This window comes from Kitasatospora sp. NPDC001664, from assembly GCF_053596675.1.
The window spans coordinates 410,863-435,273 of the sequence record NZ_JBSFGS010000002.1 but is presented as its reverse complement, the minus strand read 5'-3'; the positions used below and the strand labels follow the sequence as shown (position 1 = coordinate 435,273).

Here is a 24,411-nt window from a genome sequence, read left to right as displayed (position 1 = left end):
GCGTGTCCACTTCCACCGAACCTTGGGGGGTTCCTCCGCCGTGCCTCGACTCCTGCACCTCGACAGCAGCGCCCGCACCGACTCCTTCACCCGCCGCCTCGGCGCCGCCTTCGTCCGGGCCTGGCGGCTGAACGGCGGCGGCGAGGTCACGCACCGCGACCTCGCCATCGACCCGCCCCCGCCGATCTCGGAGGGCTGGACCAGCCTCTGCGACACCCTCCTGCGCGAGGGCATCACCGAGGCTGCCACTGATCGCTACGCGCAGGCCGTCCGGACCGAGGCCGAACGCCGCGCCTGGGCGGTCACCGAACCCCTGCTCGCCGAACTGCTCGCCGCAGACGTGGTGTTGATCGGCGCGCCGATGTACAACTTCGGCGTCCCGGCGGCCCTCAAGGCCTGGATCGACCAGGTGACCTTCCCGAAGATGGTGCTCGCCCCGCGCCGCTTCGTGGTCCTCTCGGCGCGCGGCGGCGCGTACGGGCCCGGCACTCCCCGCGAGCCCTTCGACCACCAGGGCCGGTACCTGCTCGACTTCTTCCACGGCCACTACGGCGTCGAGGACGCCGAGGTGATCAGCGCCGAACTGGTCAACTCCCTCAGCGACCCCGGCCTCGCCGGCCGCCTGCCGCAGCACCTCGACTCCGCCGCCGCAGCCCTCGCCCGGGCCGTGGAACTCGGCACGGAGCTCGCCACCGTGCCCGCCACGACCTCGGCCGACCGCACGCTGGCGAAGGAGGGTTGACCGTGCCGTGGATCTGGCTGCTGCTGGCCGGGGCCGTCGAGATCGCCTGGTCCCGCAGCATCAAACCCACCGAGGGGTTCACCCGGCTCCCGCAGACCCTGCTCTGCCTCGCCCTCATGCTCGCCGCCGTCTACCTCCTCGGGCGCGCCGTCCGCGACCTCCCGGCCGGCCCCGCCTACGCGGTCTTCACCGGGATCGGCACCGTCGGCGCGGTGCTGACCGGGGCACTGCTGGGCGGCGAACGGCTCTCCGTCACTCAGGTCGTCGGCCTGGCCCTGGTCACCGCCGGACTGGTCACCGTCCGCCTGGGCACCTCGGGTTGACCCATCTCGGGTCGGCCCACCACCGGCCCGCCCACCACGGGCCGGCCCAGCACGGGTCGGACCACGACGTGCCCGGGGCCCGCCGACTGGCGGATCACCCGACGCGGGGCCCGCCGTCTCGTGCGGGAGTCCAGTGCTCCCCACACTGGCGGAGCGCTTGGATGGGTGGTGCGGCCGGGACACGGGAGGCCGCGGCACCCCGGTCCTCAAGCGGGTCCGCCTCCACCTCCCGCGTCCCGGACGGCCCACGCGAGCGACCACGGGGGTGGGCGGCTCGCGTGGGCCTCCCCCGTCCCGGCCGGACAGCGGTCTCCTCCGACCGGCACCCCGCTCCGGCCACCGCCGCCCAACCGGTACCCTGACGGCCCTGAACCTGCCGAACGGGAGCCGCGGACATGGGCGTGACGCTGGGCGATGTGGCACGGGAGGCCGGGGTCTCCCTGGCCACCGCCTCCAGGGTGCTCAACGGGTCCACCCGCAAGGTCGGTTCCGGCCTGGCCGGGCGGGTGCGGGACACCGCGGCCGCGCTCGGGTACCTGCCGAACGCCCCGGCCCAGGCCCTGGCCCGCGCGACCACCGCCACCGTGGGCATCCTGCTGCACGACGTCTCCGACCCGTACTTCGCCGCCCTGGCCCGCGGCGCCTGCGACGCCGTGGTGGCGGCGGGCCTGATGCCGCTGGTGGTCAACACCGACGGCGACCCGGCCGCCGAGCTCCGCGGGGTGCGGATGCTGCACGCCCAGCGGGTGCAGGCCATCGTGCTGGCCGGGTCGGGCTACACCGACCCGAAGGCCGCGGCCCGGCTGGATTCGGCGCTCGCGGAGTACCGGGCCGGTGGCGGGTCGGTGGCCGCCGTCACGGACCACGGGCCGGAGTACCACACCGTCCGCCCGGCCAACCGGACCGGCGCCGCCGAGCTGACGCGGGCTCTGCTCGCCCTCGGGCACCGGGACTTCGCGGTGATCACCGGGCCGAGCCGGCTCCGGGTGCCGGGCGAGCGGCTGGCCGGGGTCCGGGAAGCGCTGGCCGAGGCCGGGGTGGCCCTGCCCGGGTCCGCCGTACTGGAGTCCGAGTTCACCCGCGAGGGCGGCCGTCGCGCGATGGCCTCCCTCCTGAGGGGTGATGCGCGGGGCGAGGTCCCGACGGCGGTGCTGGCGCTGGCGGACGTCTGCGCCGTGGGTGCCCTGGCCGCCCTCCGGGAGCGCGGGGTGCGGGTGCCCGAGGAGATCTCGCTGGCGGGGTTCGACGACATACCGCTGGCGGAGGACCTCAGCCTGCCGCTGAGCACCGTCCGGATACCGCTGACGCTGATGGGCGCCGAGGCGGTGCGGCTGGCGCTCCGCTCTCCGGCGGACACGGTCGGCAGTTTCGACGCGCCGGTCCAGGTGGTGCTGCGCGCCACCACGGGCGCTCCCCGCCGCTGAGGGAACGGCTCCGAGCCGAGGTAGGGACACGGAGCGTCCGGGCCCGCACGGGAAAGCGCTTACCATCCCGCCCACCAGGGCTTCGGCCCGTCCTGCCCAGACCATTGACGCCCCTTCGGGAAAGCGCTTACCGTCGTCCCGCCCCGGCCCCCACCGCCCCGGAGGACGTCACCCGTGCCCACCGAACCCCTGACCCCCCGCGCCGCTCTGCTCTCCCGCCGCCGCCTGCTCCAACTCGCCGCCCTCGGTGCCCTCGGTGCCGCATCCAGCCTGGTCCCCGCCCACCAGGCCCTCGCGGCCACCGACGCCTACGACTCCCTCCGCCTGCGCTGGCGCGACCTGCTGACCGGCACCGGCTTCGACCCGGCCGCCGCCCCCTACGCCACCACCCTCACCGCCCTCGGCGACCGGGCCCGCGCCCAGCTCCAGGCCATCGCCCCCACCTCCACCTCCCTCTGGCCGGACCTCCCGCTCGGCAGCAACTCGGCCAACGTCACCGCCTCCCACACCCGTCTGCGCACCATGGCCCTGGCCTGGGCCCAGCCCGGCACCGGCCTCACCGGCGACCAGGCGCTGGCCACCGCGATCACCACCGGCCTGGACCACCTCAACACCACCCCCGGCGGCTACACCCCCACCGCCACCGCCTACGGCAACTGGTGGGACTGGCAGATCGGCACCCCGCAGGCGCTGCTCGACGTCTGCGTCCTGGTCCACGAACGCCTGACACCCACCCAGCTCACCGCCCTGCTCTCGGCCGTGGACCGCCAGGTCCCCGACTCCCGGGTGGCGAGCTACACCGGCACCAGCACCGGCGCCAACCGGGTCGACCTCTGCCGCGTCCTCTCCCTGCGGGGCCTCCTCGGCCGCTCCTCCGCCAAGCTGGCCACCGCCACCACCGCCCTCTCCCCCGTCTTCCCGTACGTGCTGACCGGCGACGGCCTGTACGCCGACGGCTCGTTCGTCCAGCACACCTGGGTCCCGTACACCGGCTCCTACGGCGAGGTCCTGCTCGGCGGCCTCAGCAAGCTGTTCGCCCTGCTGGCCGGCTCCGCCTGGCAGGTCTCCGACCCCTCCCGTCAGACCGTCTTCGACTCCGTGGCCAACGCCTACGCGCCCTTCCTCTACAACGGCCTGGTGATGGACTCCGTCAGCGGACGGGCCGTCAGCCGGGGCCGCCAGAGCGGTGACCAGTTCCAGCTCCAGCAGGACGACCACACCCGGGGCCACACCCTGATCGGCCACATCCTGCGGCTCGCCGACTCCGGCGCCGCCCCGGCCGCCCAGTCGGCCGCCTGGCGTTCCGCCGTGAAGGGCTGGCTCACCCGGGAGTACTACCTCCCCTACCTCTCCAACGGCTACCTCGACGTTCCCGAACTCGCCCGTGCCCAGGCCCTCCTGAGCACCACCGAGGCCGCCACCCCCACCGCCCCCGAGCCGCTCGGCGCCCGCGTCTTCGCGATGGACCGCGCCGTCGTCCGCCGCCCCGGCTGGGCCGCCTCGCTCAGCCTCTGCTCGGCCCGGACCACCTTCTACGAGACCGGCAACGGCGAGCACCTGCGCGGCTGGCACAGCAACAACGGCATGCTCTCCTGGTGGGGCGCCACCTTCGGCAACGGCCAGTACTCGGACGCCTTCTGGCCCACCGTCGACCCCTACCGCCTGCCCGGCACCACCGTCTCCACGAAGCCGCTGGCCGACGCCGCCGGCGGCACCTGGGGCGCTCCCCGCCCGGCCTCCACCTGGGCCGGCGGCGCCACCGACGGCACCTACGCCGCCGTCGGCCAGGACCTGCGCGGCCTCTCCTCCACCCTCACCGGCCGCAAGTCCTGGTTCCTGCTGGACGATTCGGTCGTCTGCCTGGGAGCGGGCATCGGCTGCACCGACGGCACCCGGGTGGAGACCGTCCTGGACAACCGCAACCTCGGTCCCACCGGCACCCACACCCTCACCGTCGACGGCACCGCCCAGCCCGCCACCCTCGGCTGGTCCCAGCAGTTCGCGGGCGCCCGGGCCGTCACCGTCTCCGGCTTCGGCGGCTACGTGCTCCCCGCCGGCACCTCCCTCCAGGCCAAGCGCGAGGCCCGCACCGGCAGTTGGCACGACATCAACACCAACGGATCCACCGAGCAGCTGACCCGCCGCTACCTGACCCTCTGGTTCGACCACGGCACCGACCCCACCGACGCCTCCTACGAATACCAGCTGATGCCCGGCGCGACCCCCGCCGCGACCGCGGCCCGAGCCGCCTCCCCCACCGTCACGACCCTCGCCAACTCCCGCACCGTGCAGGCGGTCGCCGACTCCGCCTCGGGCGTCACCGCCGCCAACTTCTTCGCCGCCGGGACGGCGGGCCCGATCACCGCCTCCGCCCCGTGCTCGGTCCTGGTCCGGGACGCCGGCGGCACCCGAACGGTCACCGTCGCCGACCCGTCCCGCCAGTCCGCCACCGTGACGGTCACCCTCACCGGCACCGGGCGTCCGACCACCCCCGTCCCGGGCGTCAACGTGCTCTCCACGGAGGGCACCGTGACCCTCCTGGTGGAACTCGGCGGCACCCAGGGCGCCGGACGCACGATCACCCTCTCCAGCACCGCGGGCAGCCCGGAGACGGCCACCGCGACCGTGCTCGCCCCCACCCAGGACAGCTACGTCCGCGACGGCTCCTACGCCACCACCAACTACGGCGCCGCGACCACCCTGACGGTCAAGAACACCGACACCACCGACAGCGGCTACGGCCGCCGCGCCCTGTTCGGCTTCGACACCACCGCCGTCCCCGGCACCGTCCGGCGCGCCGTCCTCTGGGTCCACGGAGCGGTCGCCGACTCCGGCGGCACCCTCACCACCCTCCAGGCCTTCGCCACCGCCACCACGCCCTGGACCGAGACCGCCGTCACCTGGGCCAACGCCCCCGCCCTCGCCCAGGCCCTGGGCACCGGGCGGACATCCACCACCCCCGACTGGATCCCGCTGGACGTGACCGCCGCCGTCACCGCGGGCCGGCCCGCCCTCACCCTGGCCCTCTGGCAGCCCCTCGCCGCCGTCGGCCTCGCGGTCAACCTCGACGCCCGCGGCCACGCCGCCTTCCACCCTGTCCTGGAGGTGATCAGCTCCTGACCCGCCGTCAGGAAGCGGGAGCGGCGGGCCGCCGGACCGGCGACCCGCCCTCTCGTGAGCTGCTACGGGCGGACGTACGGCCGGGTCATCAGCTCCATGTTGTGCCCGTCGGGGTCGGCGAAGTAGACGCCGCGGCCGCCGAACCAGCCGTTCTCGCGGCCTGGGTCGGTGTGGTCCGGGTTGGCGTAGTAGGTGACCCCCGCCGCCCGCAGGCGGTCGATCATGCCGTCGAACTCCTCGTCGGGGACGAGGAAGGCGTAGTGCTGGCCCTGCACGGGTTCGTCGCGCTTCTCGTAGTAGTCGAGCCTCACGCCGTTGCCGAGGTCCACGGGGAGGAAGGGCCCGAACGGGTTGCCGACCTCCAACCCCATGACTGCGGCGAGGAATTCGGCCGACCGCTGCCGGTCGCTCGCGTAGACGGCCGTGTGGTTGAGCTGGACGTGCGTCATCAGTGGTGTGGTCTCCGCTCTCGGGATCCGTTGGAAGGTGCGCCGATCGAAGGCGCCGGAAGCAAGGAGAACGGAGCAGGGGCGGGGCTCTCACCCGCCTCGGGCTCACGCCGAGGCCGGGTAACCCACTCGTGAATGGCCCAAGGCCGACCCGGTAGTCACACGAACGACCTTAACCACCACCGCCGGTGGTGGCAAGGACCACCGCCGACCACCGCCCGCCTACAGGACGGTGATCGCGAAGACCCACAGGTGCGGCGAGGCGGGGACGACCGCGTAGTGCACGACGGCGTGCGGCGTGGTGACGACCCGCACGGTGTCGTCGAGGTCGTACCGGTCCGCCAGGGGCCAGCAGTAGGGCTGGGCCTGGGCCCGCAGCAGGGCCTGGTGGAGTTCCTGACGGGCAGGGCCGGAGAGGCCGCCGACCACGGCGGCGACGGTCTTGGCGATGCGCAGGGCGTACGGGTGGGTGTACGGGTGGGTCACTGGCCCGGGTCCTCGTAGGGTGACCGGGCCCGTTGACCCGGCGTCGTACCGCCACCCTACCGACCGCCGCCGACCGGCGGGCCGGAACGGCGCGCTCACCACCGCCGCCCCCGGCCCGCACACCCACACACCCACACACCCGCACGCCCGCATACCCGCACGCCTGGGGCGCCGCTCACGGCAGCAGCAGGTTCACGTCCCCGAACTCGTGCCACAGGTACCGGCCTTCGAGCGCCTCGGCGTAGCACCGTTCCAGCAGCGGGCGGCCGGCCACCGCCGCCAGCAGGTCGAGGTGCGAGGCGCGCGGCTCGTGCCAGCCGGTGAGCAGGCCGTCCACCGTGCGGACGCCCCGATCGGGGGTGACCACCAGCTCGGTCCAGCCCTCCGCCGCCCGCACGGTGCCGTCCGCCGCCGTGGCGGACTCCAGCGCCCGCACGGCGGTGGTGCCGACCGCGATCACCCGGCCGCCGTGCTCCCGGACGTGCCCGGCCAGCCGGGCGGTCGCGGCCGGGACCCGGTACCACTCGGGGTAGGGCCGCTCGTGCGCCTCCGGCGAGGCCACCCCGGTGTGCAGGGTGACCGGCGCCACCAGCACGCCCCGTGCTGCGAGCCGGGCCACCGTCTCCGCGGTGAACGGCCGGGCCGCGCTGGGCATTTCGCTGCTCCCCGGCTCACTGGCGAAGACCGTCTGATAGGCGCTCAGCGGCCAGTCCCGGTCCACGTAGCCGTACCGGATGGCCCGTCCGTTGGCGGCCAGGTAGCCGGTCAGCGGCGCGGGCAGGGCGAGCCGGGCGTACCAGAGCCTCGGCGTGTACGGGCCGGTCAGCTCGGCGCTGCCGCCGTCCGGCAGGGAGACGGTCAACCCCGCCAGCGCGGGCGAGAGTTGCGGCGGGAAGTACTCCGCGGCGGCGCCGCTCGGCCGCCGCAGTTCGACCAGGTGGGCGCCCAGGGCGTCCGGCCGGGCCGAGGAGAGGTGCAGCGTGACGGGCGTCCCGTCGGGAAGCCGGCCGGGGAGGGCGGCGGGCAGCGTGGCGGAGTTGTTGACCACCAGCAGGTCACCCGGCTCCAGCACCTCGGGCAGGTCGGCGAACACCCGGTGCTCGGTGCTCAGGGCACCCCGGCGGCCGACCAGCATCCGGACGCCGTCGCGGCGCAGCCCGCGTGCCTCCGCCGGTGCGTGGGCGGAGAGTTCGGCGGGGACGGTGAAGTCGAGTCCGGGCTCCACGGCGGTGGCCATCAGTGTTCTCCCGTCGTCGGTGCGGATCCGGTCAGCGGTGCGTCCTCGCCCTGAACGGCTCCGGCACCGGAATGCGGGTCGGCGCCGGCGTGCGGGTCGGCGGGGTGGAGGTCGCCGGCCCGGTAGCGGCCGGAGTCGGGGCGCCCGGCCAGCAGGGCGAGGAAGGCGGGGACCACGGTCACGGGCAGCGGCCGGTCGGAGATGTCCTCGCCGGGGAAGGCCTCCTGGTGCATCACGGTGCGCATGTCACCCGGGTCGACCGCCCAGACCCGCAGCTCGGGCTCCTCCTCCGCGAGGACGGCGGAGGCGTGGTCGAGCGCGGCCTTGCTGGCGCCGTAGCCGCCCCAGCCGGCGTAGGCCTCGACGGCCGCGTCGGAGGAGAGGTTGAGCACCGAGCCGCGGTGGGACCGGAGTTGGGGCAGGAGCAGCTGGGTGAGGGCGATCGGCCCGAGCACGTTGACCTCGAAGGTCTCCAGCAGGCCGGGGAGCGGGAACTCCGCGAGCTTCGGCAGCGGCGCCCCTTCCAGGGGGTAGCCGGTCAACGTCGAGGCGTTGTTGACCAGCAGCTCGGCACCACCGAGCGCGGCGGCGGCCTCGGCGAGGCGCTCCCGGTGGTCGTCGTCCACCACCGAGCCGGCCAGGGCCACCACCTTGGTCCGTCCGGCCAGCTCCCGTTCCACCGCGAGGAGTTCGTTCTCACCTCGGGCGGTGATGACCAGCTGCCAGCCGTCCGCGGCGAGCGCCCGGGCGAGCTCCAGACCGAAGCCCCTGGACGCACCGGTGACGACGGCGACGCGGGGGGAGGCGGGAGCGGTGGCGGTGGTGGGGGCGGCGGCGTGAGCAGTGTTGTCCATGACCCAACTGTGGCTCCGGGCACGCCGTCCGTGGATCGGCCACCGGACTCAGCCCTCCCGGTCCCTTGGGCCTACTCCCCCAGGCGCAGGACCCCGGCCCCAGGGCTCCGGCCGCCCGACCCGTCACCGGCCGACACGACGGCTCACCGCCGCCTGCGGCCACCCACCGCCTACCGCCCACCGCCTCGACCTCACTCCCCCGTCACCACCGGGAGTTCGGGCAGCAGCCCCCACTCGCTCCACGAGCCGTCGTACACCGCCAGCCGGTCGTACCCGGCCAGGTCGGCGCCCAGCGCCAGCACGCACGCCGTCACCCCCGAGCCGCAGCTGAACACCAGGTCCTCGCGCTCGCCCACCAACTCCTCGAAGCGCGCCCGCAGTTCCGCCGCCGCCAGCATCCGGCCCCCGTCCTGGAGACTCCCGAACGGCAGGTTGAACGCCCCCGGCATGTGACCGCCGCGCAGGCCCTCCCTGGGCTCCGGCGCCGTCCCGGCGAACCGCCCGGCGGTCCGGGCGTCCAGCACCGCGCGCGCCGGGTCGGCCAGGGCAGCGCCGACCACCGTGCGGTCCACGACCAGCCCCGGGCGCGGTGCGGCGGTGAAGTCCCCCGGCACGACGGGCTCGGTCCGGCCGCCCCGGGGCAGCTCCGCCGCCTCCCAGGCCGGCAGACCGCCGTCCAGCACCGCGACCCGGTCGAAGCCCATCGCCCGGAACATCCACCAGGCCCGGGCACTGGAGTAGATGCCGACACCGTCGTAGACCACCACCGTCGAGCGGTCGTTGACCCCCAACTCCCGCACCGCCGACGTGAACTGCTCCACCGACGGCATGGTGTGCGGCAGCGTGCCGGTGTGGTCGGAGAGCGCCCCCTCCAGGTCGAACTCCCCGGCCCCGCGGATCGGCCGGACCCCGTCCACCCGCTCGCCGACCGGCACGTCCAGCACCACCAGGTCCGGGTGGTCCAGGTGCTCGGCGAGCCAGTGCACGTCGACCAGCGGTCCGGGCAGCGGGAGCGAAGTCATCGGCGTCGTCCTAACGTTCCGTTCGTGAGCGGGGGCCGCACGGCCCACCGCCCCGATTCTGGCCCACTCCCCGTCGCCCGCGCGCCTCACCCCTCCTTCGGCGCGTACCGCAGCAGCACCACGTCGCCGACCGTGCTCACCCCGAGCAGCCGCATCCGCCGGGTGCTCCCGCCGGGGAAGCGCGCCGGGTACACGAACCGCGGTGCCTCCGCCTCCCCCACCAGCAGCGGCGCCACCGCCCACTGCACCTCGTCGGCGAGCCCCTCCGCGAGGAACTGCGTGTGGATCCGGCCCCCGCCCTCCACCATCAACCGCCGCACCCCACGGGCCCCGAGGTCGTCGAGCATCCGCCCGAAGTCCACCGTCCCGCCGAGCCCGACCACCTCGGCCAACCCCTCCAGCTCCCCCCGCAGCCGCGCCGCCCCGGCATCCGTCGTGTAGACCACCTTCCCGCCCCCGGTGTGCCAGAACTTCAGCTCCCGGTCCAGCTCCCCGCTCGCCGTGACCGTCACCTTCAACGGGTACGCGGGCTTCCCGGCCTCCACCCGGGCGGCCCGGCGCTCCTCGCTGTTGACGAGCAGGCGGGGGTTGTCGGTGCGGATGGTGTTGCCCCCGATCAGGATCGCGTCCGACTCCGCCCGCACCTGGTCCACCCGGTCGAAGTCCGCCGCGTTCGACAGCATCAGCCGCTGCGGCGAGGTGTCGTCGATGCATCCGTCGATCGACGTCGCGACGCTCAGCAGGACGTGGGGGCGCTCGGCCATCACGGGCTCCGTTCTTCCATGGGCGTAGGCTCTCGGCTGATCATCCGTCATACGAGGGGCAGGCAGGGGCACACCATGGGCCAGAAGATCATCAGGTTCTCGGACCTGACCGGCAAGCACGTCGAGGACGACGGCGCCTTGGTGCGGATCGTGGTGCGCCACCACCCCGACCTGGCGGACGGCCCGGTCGAGATCGAGGCGCTGGCGGAGGAGCTGTCCTCGGTGGCGGAGCTGGCCATCGACCTGGTGACGGTCGAGCTGTACCGGCCGGGCAGCGACCAGCCCGAGACCGTCGTGATGGAGGCCGGCGTCTTCGACCGACTGGCCGTCGCCACGCCGATGGCCGAGGTCCTCCGCGGCGCCAAGCGCGTCCCCACCCGTTCCGTCCCGGAGCAGGCCCCGGCCTCCTCCGCCAAGGAGCGGGTCAACTACGCGAGCCTCGAACACGCCGGCCGCCCCCACAAGGGCCGCACCACCGACGCCGAGAAGCACCTCGTCCAGCAGCACCTCGACGAGGTCAACGAACGCCTCGCCGCCGAGGGCGTCCGCACCATCGACCTCGCCAACGCCGACCACGTCACCCGCTACGGCCTGGAGTCCCTGGCCCGCGACCTCGGCGTCATGCACGGCTGACCCCCACCACGGCGCGCCGACCCGGATCCGGGTGCCCCGGCGCGCACAGGCGCGGGTCCTTCTCCGGCGGGGCCGGGAGCGGGCATGCTGGTGGGCATGGCGAGCCAACCGACCATGACGGTCGACCAGGTCATCGAACGGATGCGGCAGTTGCGGACGGCGCTGCCCGAGGACGACGGGGTCGCGCGGTTCAACGCGATGTACCTGAGGGTCACGGAGCTGATCGGGGAGCGGCTGACCGCCGGGTTCTTCGACGATCCGGGGTTCATGGCGGAGTTGGACGCGCGGTTCGCCGCGCGGTACCTGGCGGCGGTGGACGCGGCGGCCACCGGCGGCCGGCCGGCGGCGTGCTGGCGGCCGCTGTTCGAGCTGCGGGGGCACCGGGGGATCCATCCGCTGCAGTTCGCCCTCGCCGGGATGAACGCGCACATCGAGAACGACCTGCCGCTCTCCTTGGTGGACACCTGCCGGGCGCTCGGCCGCGAGCCGGAGCGGGTCGAGCGGGACTACCTGCGGGTCAACACCCTGCTGGCCCAGGTCGAGGACCAGGTCCGGGACGAACTCCTCGGCGGCCCGGCCGAGTTGGACCTCGCCGACCCGCTGCTCCACGTCCTGGGCGTCTGGAGCGTCGACCGGGCCCGCGACGCCGCCTGGGCCAGCGCCCTGTCCCTCTGGGAGCTGCGCGGCATCCCCTTCGTCCGCGGCGCCTTCACCGACACCCTGTCCGGCTCGGTCGGCATGGTCAGCCGTGCCCTGCTCACCCCGCTGAACGGCCGGTAGCAGGGCGCCGTCCGGCCCGGACCCCCGAGGGCCGCCCCGGGGAGCTGCTGAGGGATGAGTGGGGGTCCGGGTGGGGTCGGGTGGGGGTCGCACCCCGATGCTCCCGGGGACCGCCCGCACCTAGCGTTCCGGGCATGCCCCGACTCCTGCCGAAGCTCCGGCTCCCGCGCCGCAGAAGCCTGCTGACGGTCCTGAAGGTCCTCACCGCCACGGCGGGAGCCTTCTTCCTCCTGATCGGTGCCGGCTTCGGCTGGCTCTACACCGATGCCGAGATCTCGACCGTCGGCGCGGTCGACTTCCGCAACGAGCTGGCGGTCCCGCCGCTCGCGGAGTCCGTCACCGCACCCGACGGCACCCGGGTCTTCCAGCTGCGGATGCAGTCGGGCAGCACCGAGTTCCGGCCCGGACACCCCACCCCCACCTGGGGGTTCAACGGTTCCTACCTCGGGCCGACCCTCCGCGCCGCCCGGGGCGAGAAGGTCGAGGTCCGGATCACCAACACCCTCCCCGAGGCCTCCACCGTGCACTGGCACGGGATGCACCTTCCCGCCCGGATGGACGGCGGCCCGCACCAGATGGTCCCCTCCGGCGGCGACTGGGCCCCGCAGTGGACCGTCGACCAGCCGGCCGCCACCCTCTGGTACCACCCGCACCCGCACGGGGCGACCGAGAAGCACGTCCAGCGCGGCTTGGCCGGGCTCTTCCTGGTCGACGACCAGGAGCAGGCGGGCCGTCAGCTGCCGCACCGCTACGGGGTGGACGACCTCCCCGTGATCGTCCAGGACGTCCGCTTCGACGGCGACGCCTTCGACCACGGTCACGACCTGATGCGCAGCGTCGGCTTCCTCGGCGACCAGATCCTGGTGAACGGCACCCTCGCCCCCTACCGCACCGTCCAGGACGAACTCGTACGGCTCCGCCTGTTGAACGCCTCCACCGCCCGCATCCACCACTTCGGTCTCTCCGACGACCGCGCCTTCTCCCTGGTCGGCACCGACGGCGGCCTGCTGGAGGCCCCGTACGACACCACCCGTCTCCACCTCTCCCCCGGTGAGCGTGCCGAGATCGTGGTCCGGGTCCGGCCCGGCGAGCGGACGGTGCTGCGCAGCTACCCCGTCGACCTCGGCCAGGACTTCTGGAACCAGCGGTTCAGCGGCGGCGACGACTCCTTCGACCTGCTGCAGCTGCGCGCCGCCGACACCCTCCGGCCCTCCCCCGCGCTCCCGTCCACCCTGGCCGCGTCCACCGCGTCCACCGCGTCCACCGCCCCCACCGGCGCCGACTCCGTCCGCGAGCGGACCTTCGAGCTGCGGAGCTCCGGCATCAACCGTCGCAAGATGGCCATGGACCGCATCGACGAGACCGTCATCCGGGGCACCACCGAGACCTGGACGGTCCGCAACGACAACGGCATGCCGCACAACTTCCACGTCCACGACGTCCAGTTCCGGGTCGTCGAGGTGAACGGCCGTCGGCCGCCGCCGCACCTGCGCGGCCCCAAGGACACCGTCCTGCTCCCCTCGGGGACCACCGTCAAGCTCGCCCTGCGCTTCGACGGCCCCGCCGACCCCGACGTCCCGTACATGTACCACTGCCACCTCCTCTACCACGAAGACGACGGCATGATGGGCCAGTTCGTCGTCACCGACCCCGGCCAAACCGCCGGCACCGTCCCGGCCCGCCCGGAAGGCGGCGTGGGTGGAAGCGGGCACCACCACTGACGGCCGGTCACCCACCCCCGTGGGAGGGGTGGGTGACCGGCCGTCGGGATCGAGCGGATCAGGCCCAGCTGGAGTGCAGCGGCTTGCCCTCGGCGTAGCCGGCGGCGCTCTGGACGCCGATGATCGCCTTCTCGTGGAAGTCCTCGAGGCTGCGGGCGCCGGCGTAGGTGCAGGAGCTGCGGACGCCGGCCACGATCGAGTCGATCAGGTCCTCGACGCCGGGGCGGGCCGGGTCGATGAACATCCGGGAGGTGGAGATGCCCTCCTCGAAGAGCGCCTTGCGGGCGCGGTCGTAGGCCGACTCCTCGGAGGTGCGGTTGCGCACGGCACGGGCCGAGGCCATGCCGAAGCTCTCCTTGTACTGGCGGCCGTCGGCCGCGGTGTGCAGGTCGCCCGGGGACTCGTAGGTCCCGGCGAACCAGGAGCCGATCATCACGTTGGAGGCACCGGCGGCCAGGGCCATCGCCACGTCGCGCGGGTGGCGGACGCCACCGTCGGCCCAGACGTGCTTGCCGAGCCTGCGCGCCTCGGCGGCGCACTCCAGCACGGCGGAGAACTGCGGGCGGCCCACGCCGGTCATCATCCGGGTGGTGCACATGGCGCCGGGGCCGACACCGACCTTGAGGATGTCCGCACCGGCCTCGACGAGGTCGCGGACGCCGGCGGCGGAGACCACGTTGCCCGCCACGATCGGGATCTGCGGGTCGAGGCCGCGGACCGCGCGCAGCGCGCTGATCATCGACTCCTGGTGGCCGTGCGCGGTGTCGACCACCAGCACGTCGGCCCCGGCCTCGATGAGCGCCTTGGCCTTGCCGGCCACGTCGCCGTTGATGCCGACGGTGGCGGCGATCCGCAGCTTGCCGGCGGCGTCGGCGGCGGGGGTGTAGAGGGTGGCGCGGAGCGCGTTCTTGCGGGTCAGGATGCCGACCAGGGTGCCGTCGGCGGCGACCACGGGGGCCAGCTTGCGGTGGGCCTCGTTGAGCTTCTCGAACGCGGCGCGCGGGTCGATGCCCTCCTCCAGCAGGAGCAGGTCACGGCTCATCACCTCGGAGAGGCTGGTGAACCGGTCCACGCCCTGGCAGTCGGACTCGGTGACCACGCCGACCGGCTTGCCCTGCTCGACCACCACGAGCGCGTTGTGCGCGCGCTTGGGGAGCAGGGAGAGGGCGTCGGCGACGGTGTCGCCGGGGCTCAGGGTGAGCGCGGTGTCGTGGACGAGGTGACGCTGCTTCACCCAGCCGATGACCTCGGAGATGACCTCGGTGGGGATGTCCTGCGGGATGGCGACCAGGCCGCCGCGGCGGGCGACGGTCTCGGCCATCCGGCGGCCGGCGATGGCGGTCATGTTGGCGACCACGAGCGGGATGGTGGTGCCGCTGCCGTCGTTCGAGGAGAGGTCCACGGCCTGCCGGGAGCCCACTGCGGAGCGACTGGGGACCATGAAGACGTCGTCGTACGTGAGGTCGTAGGCGGGCGACTGGTCGTTCAGGAAGCGCATGAAAGGGGCTCTCTGGCTGGGGGGAGGTACACCTCGGGTGCTGTAGCGGTCAGACCGCAGGGCGCCCTCGGGCGCCCCGCACCCAACCGTCAATGCTGACCGATACCCAGGTCGAAAGCCAGTTCACGCGGAATCGTTGAAGATCTCCACAAGCTCGCCCGGGAAGCGTAGTCACACCCTTGGAGGAACCTACAGACGGGCAGCTCGGGGCGGATCAGTAGCCGCGCCAGTGGCTCCCGTAGCCGCGGGCGCCGGCCATCTTGTCCATGCCGCCGTAGACCGCGTCGCAGTAGCGCGAGCTGGCGATCAGGTTGTCGACCGGGTTGTAGATGTCGGTGCGGCCGGGCAGCGCGTAGGCCTTGAAGGTCGGCTTGATCATCTGGGTCAGGCCGATCGAGGGGGTGCCGGCGGCGGCGTTGGAGTCCCAGCCGTTGGTGGCCTTCGGGTTGCCGGTGGACTCGGCCATGGCGGTGGCGTACATCGCGCGGTACGAGGGGACCGGCTTGCCGGCGGCGGCCAGCACGTCGCGGGCCTCCTTGATCCAGCCGTCCAGGTTGTTCGCGTACGTCGGCGCGGCGGGGGCGGCGGGCGCGGCCTGCTGCTGCGCCTCGGCCGGGGCCTGCTCCTGGGCCGGTGCCTGCTGGGCCTGGTCCTGGCCCTGCTGGTTCTGGTCCTGCGCCGGGGCGGCCTGCTCGGCCGGGCCGGCGGCGGGGGCGGGGGCGGCGACCAGCTGCGTGGCACCGGCGGGCGAGGCCACCGCCTGGGCCACCGGGGCGCCGATGCTCAGGGCCACCGCGCCGGCGATCCCGAGGCCGAGCACCTTGTTGGGCAGCCGGTCGTAGCGTATTCGGGTCCGGCGGTGGCGGTTCTGGGTGTTCGCGGACATGGCGGAGTACCTCCGGGAAGGGGTGGATTTCGGGCGCCGCACCTCGGGGCGCTCTTCGAGACTGCGCGAGCCCCACCCGCCCGGGCAAGCCCCGCCGTCCCGCGTGACCCACTCCACAACGGGCCCCAACTCCCGCCCCCGAAGGGCAGGGTGACGCCCCCTCAGGCGACCTGACGGCCGGCCTGTGAAGGACGTCACCCGCGCCGAGGGGCCCCTTCCTCCGTGACCTTCGCCTCTCCCGGCCCTACTTCGTCACCCTGCGGTGAAGCGGCCACCACACCGCGTCCCCCAGGTCGCGGACCAGCGCCGGCACCAGCAGCGAGCGGACGAGCAGGGTGTCGAGCAGCACTCCGAAGGCGACGATGAACGCGATCTGGGCCAGGAAGACGAGCGGGATCACGCCCAGCGCGGCGAAGGTGGCGGCCAGCACCACCCCGGCCGAGGTGATCACCCCGCCGGTCGCGGTCAGGCCGCGCAGCACGCCCTCCCGGGTGCCGTGACGCAGCGACTCCTCCCGCACCCGGGTCATCAGGAAGATGTTGTAGTCCACCCCGAGGGCGACCAGGAAGACGTAGCCGTAGAGGGGGACGGAGGGGTCGGTGGCCTGGAAGCCGAAGACGTGCGGGAAGACCAGCGCGCTGACCCCCAGCGTGGCCAGGTAGGAGAGGAGGACGGTGGCGGCCAGCAGCACCGGGGCGAGCAGCGAGCGCAGCAGCAGGACCAGGACGACCAGGATGCAGAGCAGCACGGCCGGGACGATCACCCGGCGGTCGTGGGCGGCGGTGGTGCGGGTGTCGTACTGCTGGGCGGTGTAGCCGCCGACCCGGGCCGAGGCCTCCGGCACGGCGTGCACGGCGTCCCGCAGCTGCCGCACCGTGCGGACGGCGGCGTCGCTGTCGGCCGGGTCCGCGAGGGTGGCGTCCAGCCGGACCAGGCCGTCGACCTCCCGGACCGGACCGCCCGGACCACCCGGCGCCCCGCCGGTGTACGGGCGGACGGCGGCGACGCCCGGCACGGTGCGGGCCGCGGCCGCGACCTGGTCCGCCCGGTCGGCGCGCACCGTGATCACGGCCGGATTGCCGGTGCCGCCGGGGAAGTGGGCGGAGAGCAGGCGCTGGGCGGCCACCGAGGGCTGCTCCTTGACGAAGAGCTCGGTCTGCGGGACGCCGCCGGCGTCGAGCAGCGGGGCGAAGGCGGCGCAGGCCGCGAGCGCCACCAGCGAGGCCGCCCAGACGGGCCGGGGACGGCGGCCGACCAACGCGGCCACCCGGTGCCAGACGGGGTGGGCCCCGTCGCCGGTGCGGGTCGGCCGGGCGGGCCAGTAGGCCGCGCGGCCGAGCAGCACCAAGGCGGCGGGCAGGAAGGTGAGCGCGGCGAACACGGCGCAGACGATGCCGATCGCGCCGACGGGACCGAGCGCCTGGTTGTTCGTCAGGTCCGAGAGCAGCAGCACCAGCAGTCCGAGCGCGACGGTCGCGCCGGAGGCCAGCACCGGTTCCAGCGAGCGTCGCCACGCGGTCCGCATCGCGGCGAACCGGTCGGCGTGGAGCGGGAGTTCCTCGCGGTAGCGGGCGGCGATCAGCAGCGCGTAGTCGGTGGCGGCGCCGATCACCAGGATCGACAGCAGACCCTGCACCTGGCCGTCCACCCGGACCACGCCGTGGTCGGCCAGCAGGTAGACCAGGGCGCAGGCCACCGCCAGGGCGAACACCGCCGAGACGATCACCAGCAGCGGCAGCACCAGGCTGCGGTAGACCGCGAGCAGGATGACCAGCACCACGCCGAGGGCCACCGCGAGCAGCAGCCCGTCGATCCCGGCGAACGCGCCGGAGAGATCGGCCAGCACCGCGGCGGGCCCGGCCACGCCCGCGGTCGCACCCGGGACGGCGTCGGCGAGTTCACGGATCCGGGCGATGCTCTCCTTGGTCTCCTTGCCGAGGTCGGCGCGGAGCTGCACCACGCCCTGCACGGCCCGGCCGTCGGCCGAGTCCAGCAGGGGCGAGGCCTGCCCGGTGGCCCCGGGGACGGCGGCCGCGGCGGCGAGCGCGGAGGCGGCGGCGTCCCGGACGGGGCCCTCGACCCGCCCCTCGGGGGTGCGGGTCTCCCAGACCAGCACCACGGGGAGCGTGGTGCCGGTCTGGAAGCGTGCGGCCAGCCGGGCCACTTCGGTGGACTCGGCGGAGCGCGGCAGGAACGCCGCGCCGTCGTTGGTGGAGACCTCGGAGAGGCGGCCGGCGTAGGAGCCGAAGGCTCCGCCGAGGCCGAGCCAGCAGACCAGGAGCAGGACGGGGATCACGAGTCGTCGGTAGCGCACGGCGGGAGGATATCTCAATCATTGAGAGATATCACCGGCGGCCCGGCGGCTAGGGTGGGAGCCCCCGATCACGGAAGGCCGTCTTGTCCGAGCACGCCCCCTCCCCCGACAGCCGGGCCTTCGCCCTGCAACTCCAGGCGCTGGCCGCCGAGATGAACCTGCTGAGCCACGACTTCGCCGCCGCGCAGGGCCTGCACACCACCGACGTGCAGGCCCTGCTGGCGGTCGTCCGGGCCGCAGGCACCGAGGGGGACGCCGGCATGACGCCCGGGCGGCTGCGGACCGAACTGGCGCTCACCTCCGGCGCGGTGAGCGCCTGCCTGGACCGGCTGGAGCGCGCCGGGCACGTCGAACGGAGCCGCGACGAGGCCGACGGCCGCCAGGTGAGGGTCCGCCACCGGCCGGGCGCGGCCAAGCTGGCGGGCAGCTGGTTCCGGCCAGTGGCGGAGCGCACCGAGCGGGTCCGGTCCGAGTTCGGGCCCGAGGAGCAGGCGGTGGTCTCCCGTTTCCTGGCCCGGATCACCGAGGAACTGGAGGACCTGCGGACCGAACGGCGCGCTCCCGGGCCGAGCTGAGCACGGCCCGGGGAGCGGACGTTCCGTCAGGAGGCGGGCATCAGCACGGTGTCGATGATGTAGACGGTGGCGTTGGCGGTCTGCACGTTGCCGCAGAGCACCTTGGCGTTGGAGTTGACGGTGAAGTCCTGGCCGCCGCCGCTGACCGTGAGGTCGGTGCCCTGGAGGGTCTTGTGCGTCCCGGCCAGGTTGGTCGGGGTCAGGCGGTCCGGGGTGACGTGGTAGGTCAGGATCGAGGTGAGCTTGGCCTTGTCGGCCAGCACCGCGTCCAGGGTCTCCTTCGGGATCTTGGCGAAGGCGTCGTTGGTGGGCGCGAAGACGGTGATGTTGCTCGCCGAGTTGAGGGTGTCCACGAGCCCGGCCTGCTTGACCGCCGTCACCAGGGTGGACAGCAGCGGGTTGTTGGAGGCGGCGGTGGCCACCGGGTCCTTCGCCATGCCGGTGAAGCTGCCCGCGCCGTCCTTCGGGACCGCCGCGCAGGCGGTGCCGAACGGGGCGTCCGCCGCCATCGCGGTGCTGCCGGACGACGATGATGCCGAACTGGACGGCGTGGTCGAGGACTTGACCGCCGAGTCGGAGTCGCTGCCGCAGGCGGTCAGGCCGAACATCAGGGTACCGGCGGCCAGCAGGGCGGCGACGGAGGTGAGGCGGGAGTTGGTGCGGATGGACATGGTCCTGGCTCCTTGGTTCATCGTGATGGGTCGTTGGATGGAATGGGGGTGCCGTCCGGCCGACTCGCCCAGCGGGCGGGCGGCCGCTGCGGTGGGGATCTTCAGGTGACCCGGACCACCGTGCTGTGCCAGCCGGTGGCGCCGGACGGATAGGGGGTGGCGCGGGCCTCCGGCTGCGTGGTGCCGGTGCCGTCGGTGGCCCGCACCTCCAGCCGGTGGGTGCCCGGACGGGCGTCGCGCCAGGTGTGGGACCACTGCCGCCAGAGGTCGGGCCCGCCGTCGGCGGCGAGCTCGGCCACGGCCCACGGGCCGCCGTCCACCCTCAACTCCACGGCGGCGACGCCCCGGTGGGTGGCCCAGGCGGTGCCGGCCACGGTGACGTCACCGGCCGGGACCTTGGCGAACGGGGCCGGGACCTCGATCCGGGAGGCGGTGCGAACCTCACCGGTGCGGTCCCATCCGCGCTTGACCCAGTACGGGTCGCGGGCGGCGAAGGTGGTGACCTCCAGGTCCACCAGCCACTTGGTCGCGGAGGTGTAGCCGTAGAAGCCGGGCACCACCGTCCGGCACGGGAAGCCGTGCGCGAGCGGCAGCGGGGCACCGTCCATCGCCACCGCGAGCAGCGCCGGGCGGCCGTCGAGCACCTGGGCGAGCGGGGTACCGATGGTCATGCCCTCGCGTGAACGGCCGAGCAACTGGTCGGCGCCGGGCTGCACTCCGACGCGGCGCAGCAAGGCGGGCAGCGAGGCGCCGAGCCAACGGGTGGTGGAGACGTAGGGGCCGCCGACCTCGTTGGAGACGCAGGAGAGGGTGTGGTCGAGCTCCTCCAGGGGCAGGCGGAGCAGCTCCTCGTAGCTCAGCTCCAAGGGTCGGTCGACCAGCCCGTGCAGGCGCAGGCTCCAGCGGCGCGGGTCGATCCGGGGGACGGAGAGGGCGGTGTCGACGCGGTAGAAGTCCTGGGCGGGGGTGAGGAAGGAGGAGAGCCCGGGGACGTCGGGGTGCACCCCGGCGGGCAGCGGCCGGGCCCGGACGGCGGGGGCGGGCAGCCGTACGGCGTCCCTCAGCGCGGACACGTCGCCGCGCCGCCCACCGATCACCCGACCGCCGTACCCCGCCGTCAGGCCCACCAGCGCCGTCCCGGCGGTGGCCAGCAACACCGTCCGCCGCGACGGACCGCCGGGCCGGGGAGCCACCCCGGGCCCGGACGGACCGTCAGCACCGGGCGTGCCGTCGGTCCCGGACGGGCCGTCAGCACCGGACGGACCGTCGGTCCCGGACCGGCCGTCGAGCGCCGACATGCGGTCGGCCGGGCCCGAGGCCGACGGAGCGGGAGCCGATGCGGCAACCGTGGCAGAAGCCGCATCGACACCCTCCCCGCCGGTCCGGCCGTCTGCCGGAGCCCCGCCCGGGCCGGCGGCCGGACCGGCGCCCGTACCGCCGCCGTCCGCCGCACGGCCCCGGTCCCGGTCCCGGTCCGCCCCGGCCGGGCCGTCGGCATCCGCAGCCGGCCGCCCGGACCGCACCTCCCCCGGGACCTCCCCCGGCCCTCCGGCCGGGGTGCCGGCCGCAGCGACGGCGGAGCGGGCGCGCAGCAGTGTGCCCAACCAGTACACGGCCGCAGCACCCACCGCGCCCGCCGCCGCCGCGGGCAGGGCGTCGACCCCGGCGCTCTCCGGACGGGACAGCGCCGCCCAGGCGCCGACCGCGCCGAAGGCCGCGAAGACCGCGGCCCCCGCCGCCGGGCGGCGCACCGCGAGCAGGCCCGCCAGGACCGCCAGAGCGGCCACCGTGAGCAGGATCCCGCCGATCAGCACCGGTTTGTCGTTGGTGCCGAAGGTCCGCACGGCGTACTCCTTGAGCGGAGTCGGCGTCAGGTCGATCGCCGCCGATCCGACCGCGAGCACCGGCGCTCCGGCGGGTCCGGTGAACGCGGCCGTCAACTCGCCGGCGCCGACCGCCGCGCAGGCGGACGCGAGCCCGACCGCCCCGGCCGGGACGGCCCGGCGCACCGCGCCCGCCGTCGGCCGGCCGAAGCGGCGCCCGGCGTGGCGCCCGGGATGACCGCCGGGCCGGCGGTCACCGGGCCGGCGGTCACCGGGTCGTCGTCCTGCTGCTCCTGTGCTCACATCCGGCATTCGGGGCCGCCCGTGCCCCGGATGGGTCACCGTTGCGGGCTTTCGCCCTCACGGGTGAACGGCTCGGCGTCACCGCAGGTCAGAACGCGTACCGGATCCGCAGCCAGGGCGCGTGACGCTCGATCAGCCCGCGCAGTTCGCCCAGCGCGATCGCCTTGGTCTCCACCCGGTAGCGCACGTTCCAGCTGCCGTTCTGGGAGAGCTTGGGCTCCTGGAGGCCGGGCCGCCAGAGCAGTTGCTCGGCCTTCGGGTGCCAGCCCAGGTTGACCCGGTGCAGGGCCTCGTTGTGGGTGAGCATGATGATCTCGGCGGCGGCCTGCCGCTTGACCGCGAGCGGGAGCAAGTCGTCCATCCGGTGCAGGAGTTCGGCCCAGTCGGCCTGCCATCCGGGGCGCAGCACCACCGGTGAGAGGTTGAAGTGCACCTCGTAGCCGGCCGCCAGGAAGTCCCCGGCGGCGGCGATCCGTTCGGGCACCGGGGTGGTGCTGATGTCCAGCAGCCGCGAATCGGCCGGTGGCATCAGGGAGAACCGGATCCGGGTCCGGCCGCGCGGATCGAGCTCCAACAGCTGCCGGTTGACCCACTTGGTGGCGAAGCTCGCCTTGGCGGTGGGCCAGTCGCGGAAGGCCCGGACCAGATCGGCGGTGTTGTCGCAGACCAGGGCGTCGACCGAGCAGTCGTTGTTCTCGCCGATGTCGTAGACCCAGGCGGCCGGATCGCACTGGTTGGGCTGGACCTTGGAACCCTGGCGGGCGACGTGCCGGCCGAGGTAGCCGACGATCCGGTCGATGTTGGTGAAGACCGTCACGGGGTTGGCGTAGCCCTTGCGGCGCGGCACGTAGCAGTAGGCGCAGGCCAGGGCGCAGCCGTTGGCGGAGCTGGGGGCGATCCAGTCGGCGGAGCGGCCGTTGGGGCGGGCGGAGAGCGCCTTCCGGACCCCGAGCACCAGGTCCTCCCGTTTGACCCTGGCCCACCGCTCGACGTTGCCGGCGTTGCCGTGCAGGTGCGGGATGTTCCAGTGCGAGGGCACCTGGATCACCTCCGCCTCGGGGAAGCGGGCCAGCACCTGGCGGCCGCGTTCGGAGGCCAGTGCCTCCGGTTCGGCGTGGATGCGGCGGATGTCCAGCGGCTGGAACGGCCGGGGCTGGCGCGGGACGACGGCTGACACGGGTGACCTCCGGACGGCGGGGACGTACACGGCACGTTCGGAGCCGCGGACGGTCCGGTTCCCTCCTCCGCCGGATTTCCCCCACCAATCCCCCACCGGGCCAATCCGACCGCCCGTCGGCACCGAAGGCTGGGTGTCGAGCACGTCCGCGTCCGGCCCGCGGCCCGAACCGCCGGCCGCCCAGGAGGTCAGTCCGCATGCACCACCCCGTCCGGTGCCACGCCAGGCACCACGCCCCGGAGGCGACCGGATGAGCACCGTCGTCCACCTCAGCGGTCCGCAGCGACGCGGCCCCGACCTGCGCGAGCTGGTCGCCAAGGTCGCGTTCGGCGACCAGGACGCCTTCGGCCGGCTCTACGACGCCGTCGCCGCACCGGTGTTCGGGCTGGTCCGCCGGGTGCTGCGGGATCCCGCCCAGTCCGAGGAGGTCACCCAGGAGGTGATGCTGGAGCTGTGGCGGTTCGCCGCCCGGTACCAGCCGGAGCGCGGCGAGGTGCTCCCCTGGGTCCTGACCATCGCGCACCGCCGCGCCGTCGACCGGGTGCGCTCCGCGCAGGCGGCGGCCGAGCGGGAGCACGCGGTCGCCGCCCGCGACCACGTGCCCGGCTACGACGAGGTGGCCGAGCAGGTGGAGGGCCGGCTGGAGCGCGAGCAGGTCCGCCGCTGCCTCCAGGGCCTCACCGAGCTCCAGCGCGAGTCGGTCACCCTGGCCTACTACCGCGGGTACAGCTACCCGCAGGTGGCCGAGCTGCTGGCGGTGCCGCTCGGCACCGTGAAGACCCGGATGCGGGACGGCCTGATCCGCCTGCGCGACTGCCTGGGGGTGGGAGCATGACCAGCGCACCCGAGCTGCACACGCTCTCCGGAGCGTACGCCGCGCACGCTCTGGAGGAGCCCGAACGGGACGCCTTCGAGCGCCACCTGACGGACTGCCACGCCTGCGCCCGCGAGGTGGACGAGTTCCTCGCCACCCTGGCCCGGCTGGGCGCCGCCGAGGCGGCCGCCCCGCCGCCCGAGCTGCGCGAGCGGGTGCTGGCCCAGCTCCCCACGGTCCGTCAGCTCCCGCCGCTGACCACCGAGCGCGACACCCGCGCCCCCGCCGGCCGGGGCCGCCTGCCCCGTCTGGCGCTGGCCGCCTCCGTCGCCCTGGCCGCGCTCCTCGGCGGCGTGGCCGTCCAGCAGCACCAGCAGGCCGAGCGGGCCCGGACCGAGACCGCCCGGCTGGCGGAGCGTCAGGCCTCCTTCGCCGCGCTGCTCACCGCCCCCGACGCCAAGGTCACCAGCTCCTCCACCGGCGGGGCGACCGGCACCGTGGTCTGGTCGCGCAGCCGGGGGCAGGCCGGGTTCATCGCCTCCGGGATGCCGGCCCTGCCGCCGGACCGGACGTACGAGCTCTGGTACGACGACGCGGGCACCATGCGGCCCGCCGGGCTGATGCCGGGCTCCGGCTCGGGCTCGGGCGCGCTGCTGCTGAGCGGTGCGATCCAGGGCGCGAGCGGCGTCGGCGTCACCGTCGAGCCGGCCGGAGGCTCGGCGCACCCGAGCGGCGCCCCGGTGATGGTGCTCGCGTTCACCTGAAGTCCCGCGCGGCCGTGACCGGTTGACCTCT

General features: G+C 74.4%; 22 protein-coding genes. 10 read left to right on the top strand and 12 right to left on the bottom strand.

The genetic code is table 11. The features are described 5' to 3' along the window. The first annotated feature begins 40 nt into the window (after window positions 1-40). From ACWCYY_RS04350 to ACWCYY_RS04335, 4 genes are all read left to right on the top strand, one after another. Window positions 41-742 (top strand): FMN-dependent NADH-azoreductase, encoded by a 702-nt coding sequence (locus tag ACWCYY_RS04350; protein WP_449795050.1) that lies wholly within the window; start codon window positions 41-43, stop codon window positions 740-742. 2 nt (window positions 743-744) lie between these two features. Continuing rightward, on the top strand, window positions 745-1,065 hold the full coding sequence (locus ACWCYY_RS04345; protein WP_345281907.1) for a DMT family transporter: 321 nt from the start codon (window positions 745-747) through the stop codon (window positions 1,063-1,065). A gap of 395 nt (window positions 1,066-1,460) precedes the next feature. Next, entirely contained in the window at window positions 1,461-2,489 is a 1,029-nt protein-coding gene (locus ACWCYY_RS04340) for a LacI family DNA-binding transcriptional regulator (RefSeq protein WP_449795049.1), read from the top strand. Window positions 2,490-2,663: 174 nt separating this feature from the next. Next, window positions 2,664-5,609, top strand: a complete 2,946-nt coding sequence (locus ACWCYY_RS04335) for a polysaccharide lyase family 8 super-sandwich domain-containing protein (protein WP_449795048.1) — start codon at window positions 2,664-2,666, stop codon at window positions 5,607-5,609. A gap of 62 nt (window positions 5,610-5,671) precedes the next feature. Here the strand turns inward: ACWCYY_RS04335 and ACWCYY_RS04330 are convergent, their stop codons facing one another. The 6 genes from ACWCYY_RS04330 to ACWCYY_RS04305 all read right to left on the bottom strand — a co-directional run bounded on the left by ACWCYY_RS04330 (window position 5,672) and on the right by ACWCYY_RS04305 (window position 10,421). Beyond that, window positions 5,672-6,058 (bottom strand): VOC family protein, encoded by a 387-nt coding sequence (locus ACWCYY_RS04330; RefSeq protein WP_345281899.1) that lies wholly within the window; start codon window positions 6,056-6,058, stop codon window positions 5,672-5,674. Between the two features lie 222 nt (window positions 6,059-6,280). Continuing rightward, on the bottom strand, window positions 6,281-6,544 hold the full coding sequence (locus tag ACWCYY_RS04325) for a hypothetical protein (RefSeq protein ID WP_449795047.1): 264 nt from the start codon (window positions 6,542-6,544) through the stop codon (window positions 6,281-6,283). A gap of 175 nt (window positions 6,545-6,719) precedes the next feature. Further along, entirely contained in the window at window positions 6,720-7,781 is a 1,062-nt protein-coding gene (locus ACWCYY_RS04320) for an S-adenosylmethionine:tRNA ribosyltransferase-isomerase (protein WP_449795046.1), read from the bottom strand. Continuing rightward, window positions 7,781-8,635, bottom strand: coding sequence for an SDR family NAD(P)-dependent oxidoreductase (locus ACWCYY_RS04315; protein ID WP_449795045.1), 855 nt, complete (start codon window positions 8,633-8,635; stop codon window positions 7,781-7,783). Before ACWCYY_RS04315 ends, ACWCYY_RS04320 begins: the two co-directional genes overlap by 1 nt. A gap of 191 nt (window positions 8,636-8,826) precedes the next feature. Then, window positions 8,827-9,657 (bottom strand): sulfurtransferase, encoded by an 831-nt coding sequence (locus tag ACWCYY_RS04310; RefSeq protein WP_449795044.1) that lies wholly within the window; start codon window positions 9,655-9,657, stop codon window positions 8,827-8,829. 86 nt (window positions 9,658-9,743) lie between these two features. Beyond that, window positions 9,744-10,421 carry a RibD family protein gene (locus ACWCYY_RS04305; RefSeq protein ID WP_449795043.1) on the bottom strand — a complete coding sequence of 226 codons (678 nt, stop codon included), beginning with the start codon at window positions 10,419-10,421 and terminating at the stop codon, window positions 9,744-9,746. A gap of 75 nt (window positions 10,422-10,496) precedes the next feature. On the opposite strand from ACWCYY_RS04305, the gene ACWCYY_RS04300 reads away from it, so the two are divergent. The 3 genes from ACWCYY_RS04300 to ACWCYY_RS04290 all read left to right on the top strand — a co-directional run bounded on the left by ACWCYY_RS04300 (window position 10,497) and on the right by ACWCYY_RS04290 (window position 13,555). Continuing rightward, on the top strand, window positions 10,497-11,054 hold the full coding sequence (locus tag ACWCYY_RS04300) for a hypothetical protein (RefSeq protein WP_449795042.1): 558 nt from the start codon (window positions 10,497-10,499) through the stop codon (window positions 11,052-11,054). Between the two features lie 96 nt (window positions 11,055-11,150). Continuing rightward, entirely contained in the window at window positions 11,151-11,834 is a 684-nt protein-coding gene (locus tag ACWCYY_RS04295; RefSeq protein WP_449795041.1) for a DUF5995 family protein, read from the top strand. A 134-nt stretch (window positions 11,835-11,968) separates the two neighbouring features. Beyond that, entirely contained in the window at window positions 11,969-13,555 is a 1,587-nt protein-coding gene (locus tag ACWCYY_RS04290; protein ID WP_449795040.1) for a multicopper oxidase family protein, read from the top strand. A 58-nt stretch (window positions 13,556-13,613) separates the two neighbouring features. Here ACWCYY_RS04290 and ACWCYY_RS04285 read toward each other — a convergent pair whose 3' ends face one another. The 3 genes from ACWCYY_RS04285 to ACWCYY_RS04275 form a co-directional block, all read right to left on the bottom strand. Next, the gene (locus ACWCYY_RS04285) at window positions 13,614-15,053 is read right to left on the bottom strand and encodes a GuaB1 family IMP dehydrogenase-related protein (protein WP_345281874.1); all 1,440 of its coding nucleotides are present in this window, start codon (window positions 15,051-15,053) and stop codon (window positions 13,614-13,616) included. Window positions 15,054-15,267: 214 nt separating this feature from the next. Then, window positions 15,268-15,939 (bottom strand): transglycosylase SLT domain-containing protein, encoded by a 672-nt coding sequence (locus ACWCYY_RS04280; protein ID WP_449795039.1) that lies wholly within the window; start codon window positions 15,937-15,939, stop codon window positions 15,268-15,270. A gap of 244 nt (window positions 15,940-16,183) precedes the next feature. Beyond that, window positions 16,184-18,253, bottom strand: a complete 2,070-nt coding sequence (locus tag ACWCYY_RS04275) for an MMPL family transporter (protein ID WP_449795038.1) — start codon at window positions 18,251-18,253, stop codon at window positions 16,184-16,186. 83 nt (window positions 18,254-18,336) lie between these two features. Here ACWCYY_RS04275 and ACWCYY_RS04270 point away from each other — a divergent pair, with 83 nt between their 5' ends. Further along, on the top strand, window positions 18,337-18,828 hold the full coding sequence (locus ACWCYY_RS04270) for a MarR family winged helix-turn-helix transcriptional regulator (protein WP_345281868.1): 492 nt from the start codon (window positions 18,337-18,339) through the stop codon (window positions 18,826-18,828). 26 nt (window positions 18,829-18,854) lie between these two features. On the opposite strand, the gene ACWCYY_RS04265 is transcribed toward ACWCYY_RS04270, so the two are convergent. The 3 genes from ACWCYY_RS04265 to ACWCYY_RS04255 all read right to left on the bottom strand — a co-directional run bounded on the left by ACWCYY_RS04265 (window position 18,855) and on the right by ACWCYY_RS04255 (window position 22,802). Beyond that, the gene (locus ACWCYY_RS04265; protein ID WP_449795037.1) at window positions 18,855-19,499 is read right to left on the bottom strand and encodes a fasciclin domain-containing protein; all 645 of its coding nucleotides are present in this window, start codon (window positions 19,497-19,499) and stop codon (window positions 18,855-18,857) included. A gap of 101 nt (window positions 19,500-19,600) precedes the next feature. Further along, window positions 19,601-21,508, bottom strand: a complete 1,908-nt coding sequence (locus ACWCYY_RS04260) for a molybdopterin-dependent oxidoreductase (RefSeq protein ID WP_449795036.1) — start codon at window positions 21,506-21,508, stop codon at window positions 19,601-19,603. Between the two features lie 205 nt (window positions 21,509-21,713). Continuing rightward, window positions 21,714-22,802, bottom strand: coding sequence for a spore photoproduct lyase family protein (locus ACWCYY_RS04255; RefSeq protein ID WP_449795035.1), 1,089 nt, complete (start codon window positions 22,800-22,802; stop codon window positions 21,714-21,716). A gap of 250 nt (window positions 22,803-23,052) precedes the next feature. Here ACWCYY_RS04255 and ACWCYY_RS04250 point away from each other — a divergent pair, with 250 nt between their 5' ends. Beyond that, window positions 23,053-23,637: a sigma-70 family RNA polymerase sigma factor gene (locus ACWCYY_RS04250; protein WP_345281862.1), complete on the top strand. Its 585-nt coding sequence runs from the start codon at window positions 23,053-23,055 to the stop codon at window positions 23,635-23,637. Next, window positions 23,634-24,380, top strand: coding sequence for an anti-sigma factor (locus ACWCYY_RS04245; protein WP_345281860.1), 747 nt, complete (start codon window positions 23,634-23,636; stop codon window positions 24,378-24,380). The genes ACWCYY_RS04250 and ACWCYY_RS04245 overlap by 4 nt, the downstream gene beginning before the upstream one ends. Window positions 24,381-24,411: the final 31 nt, after the last annotated feature.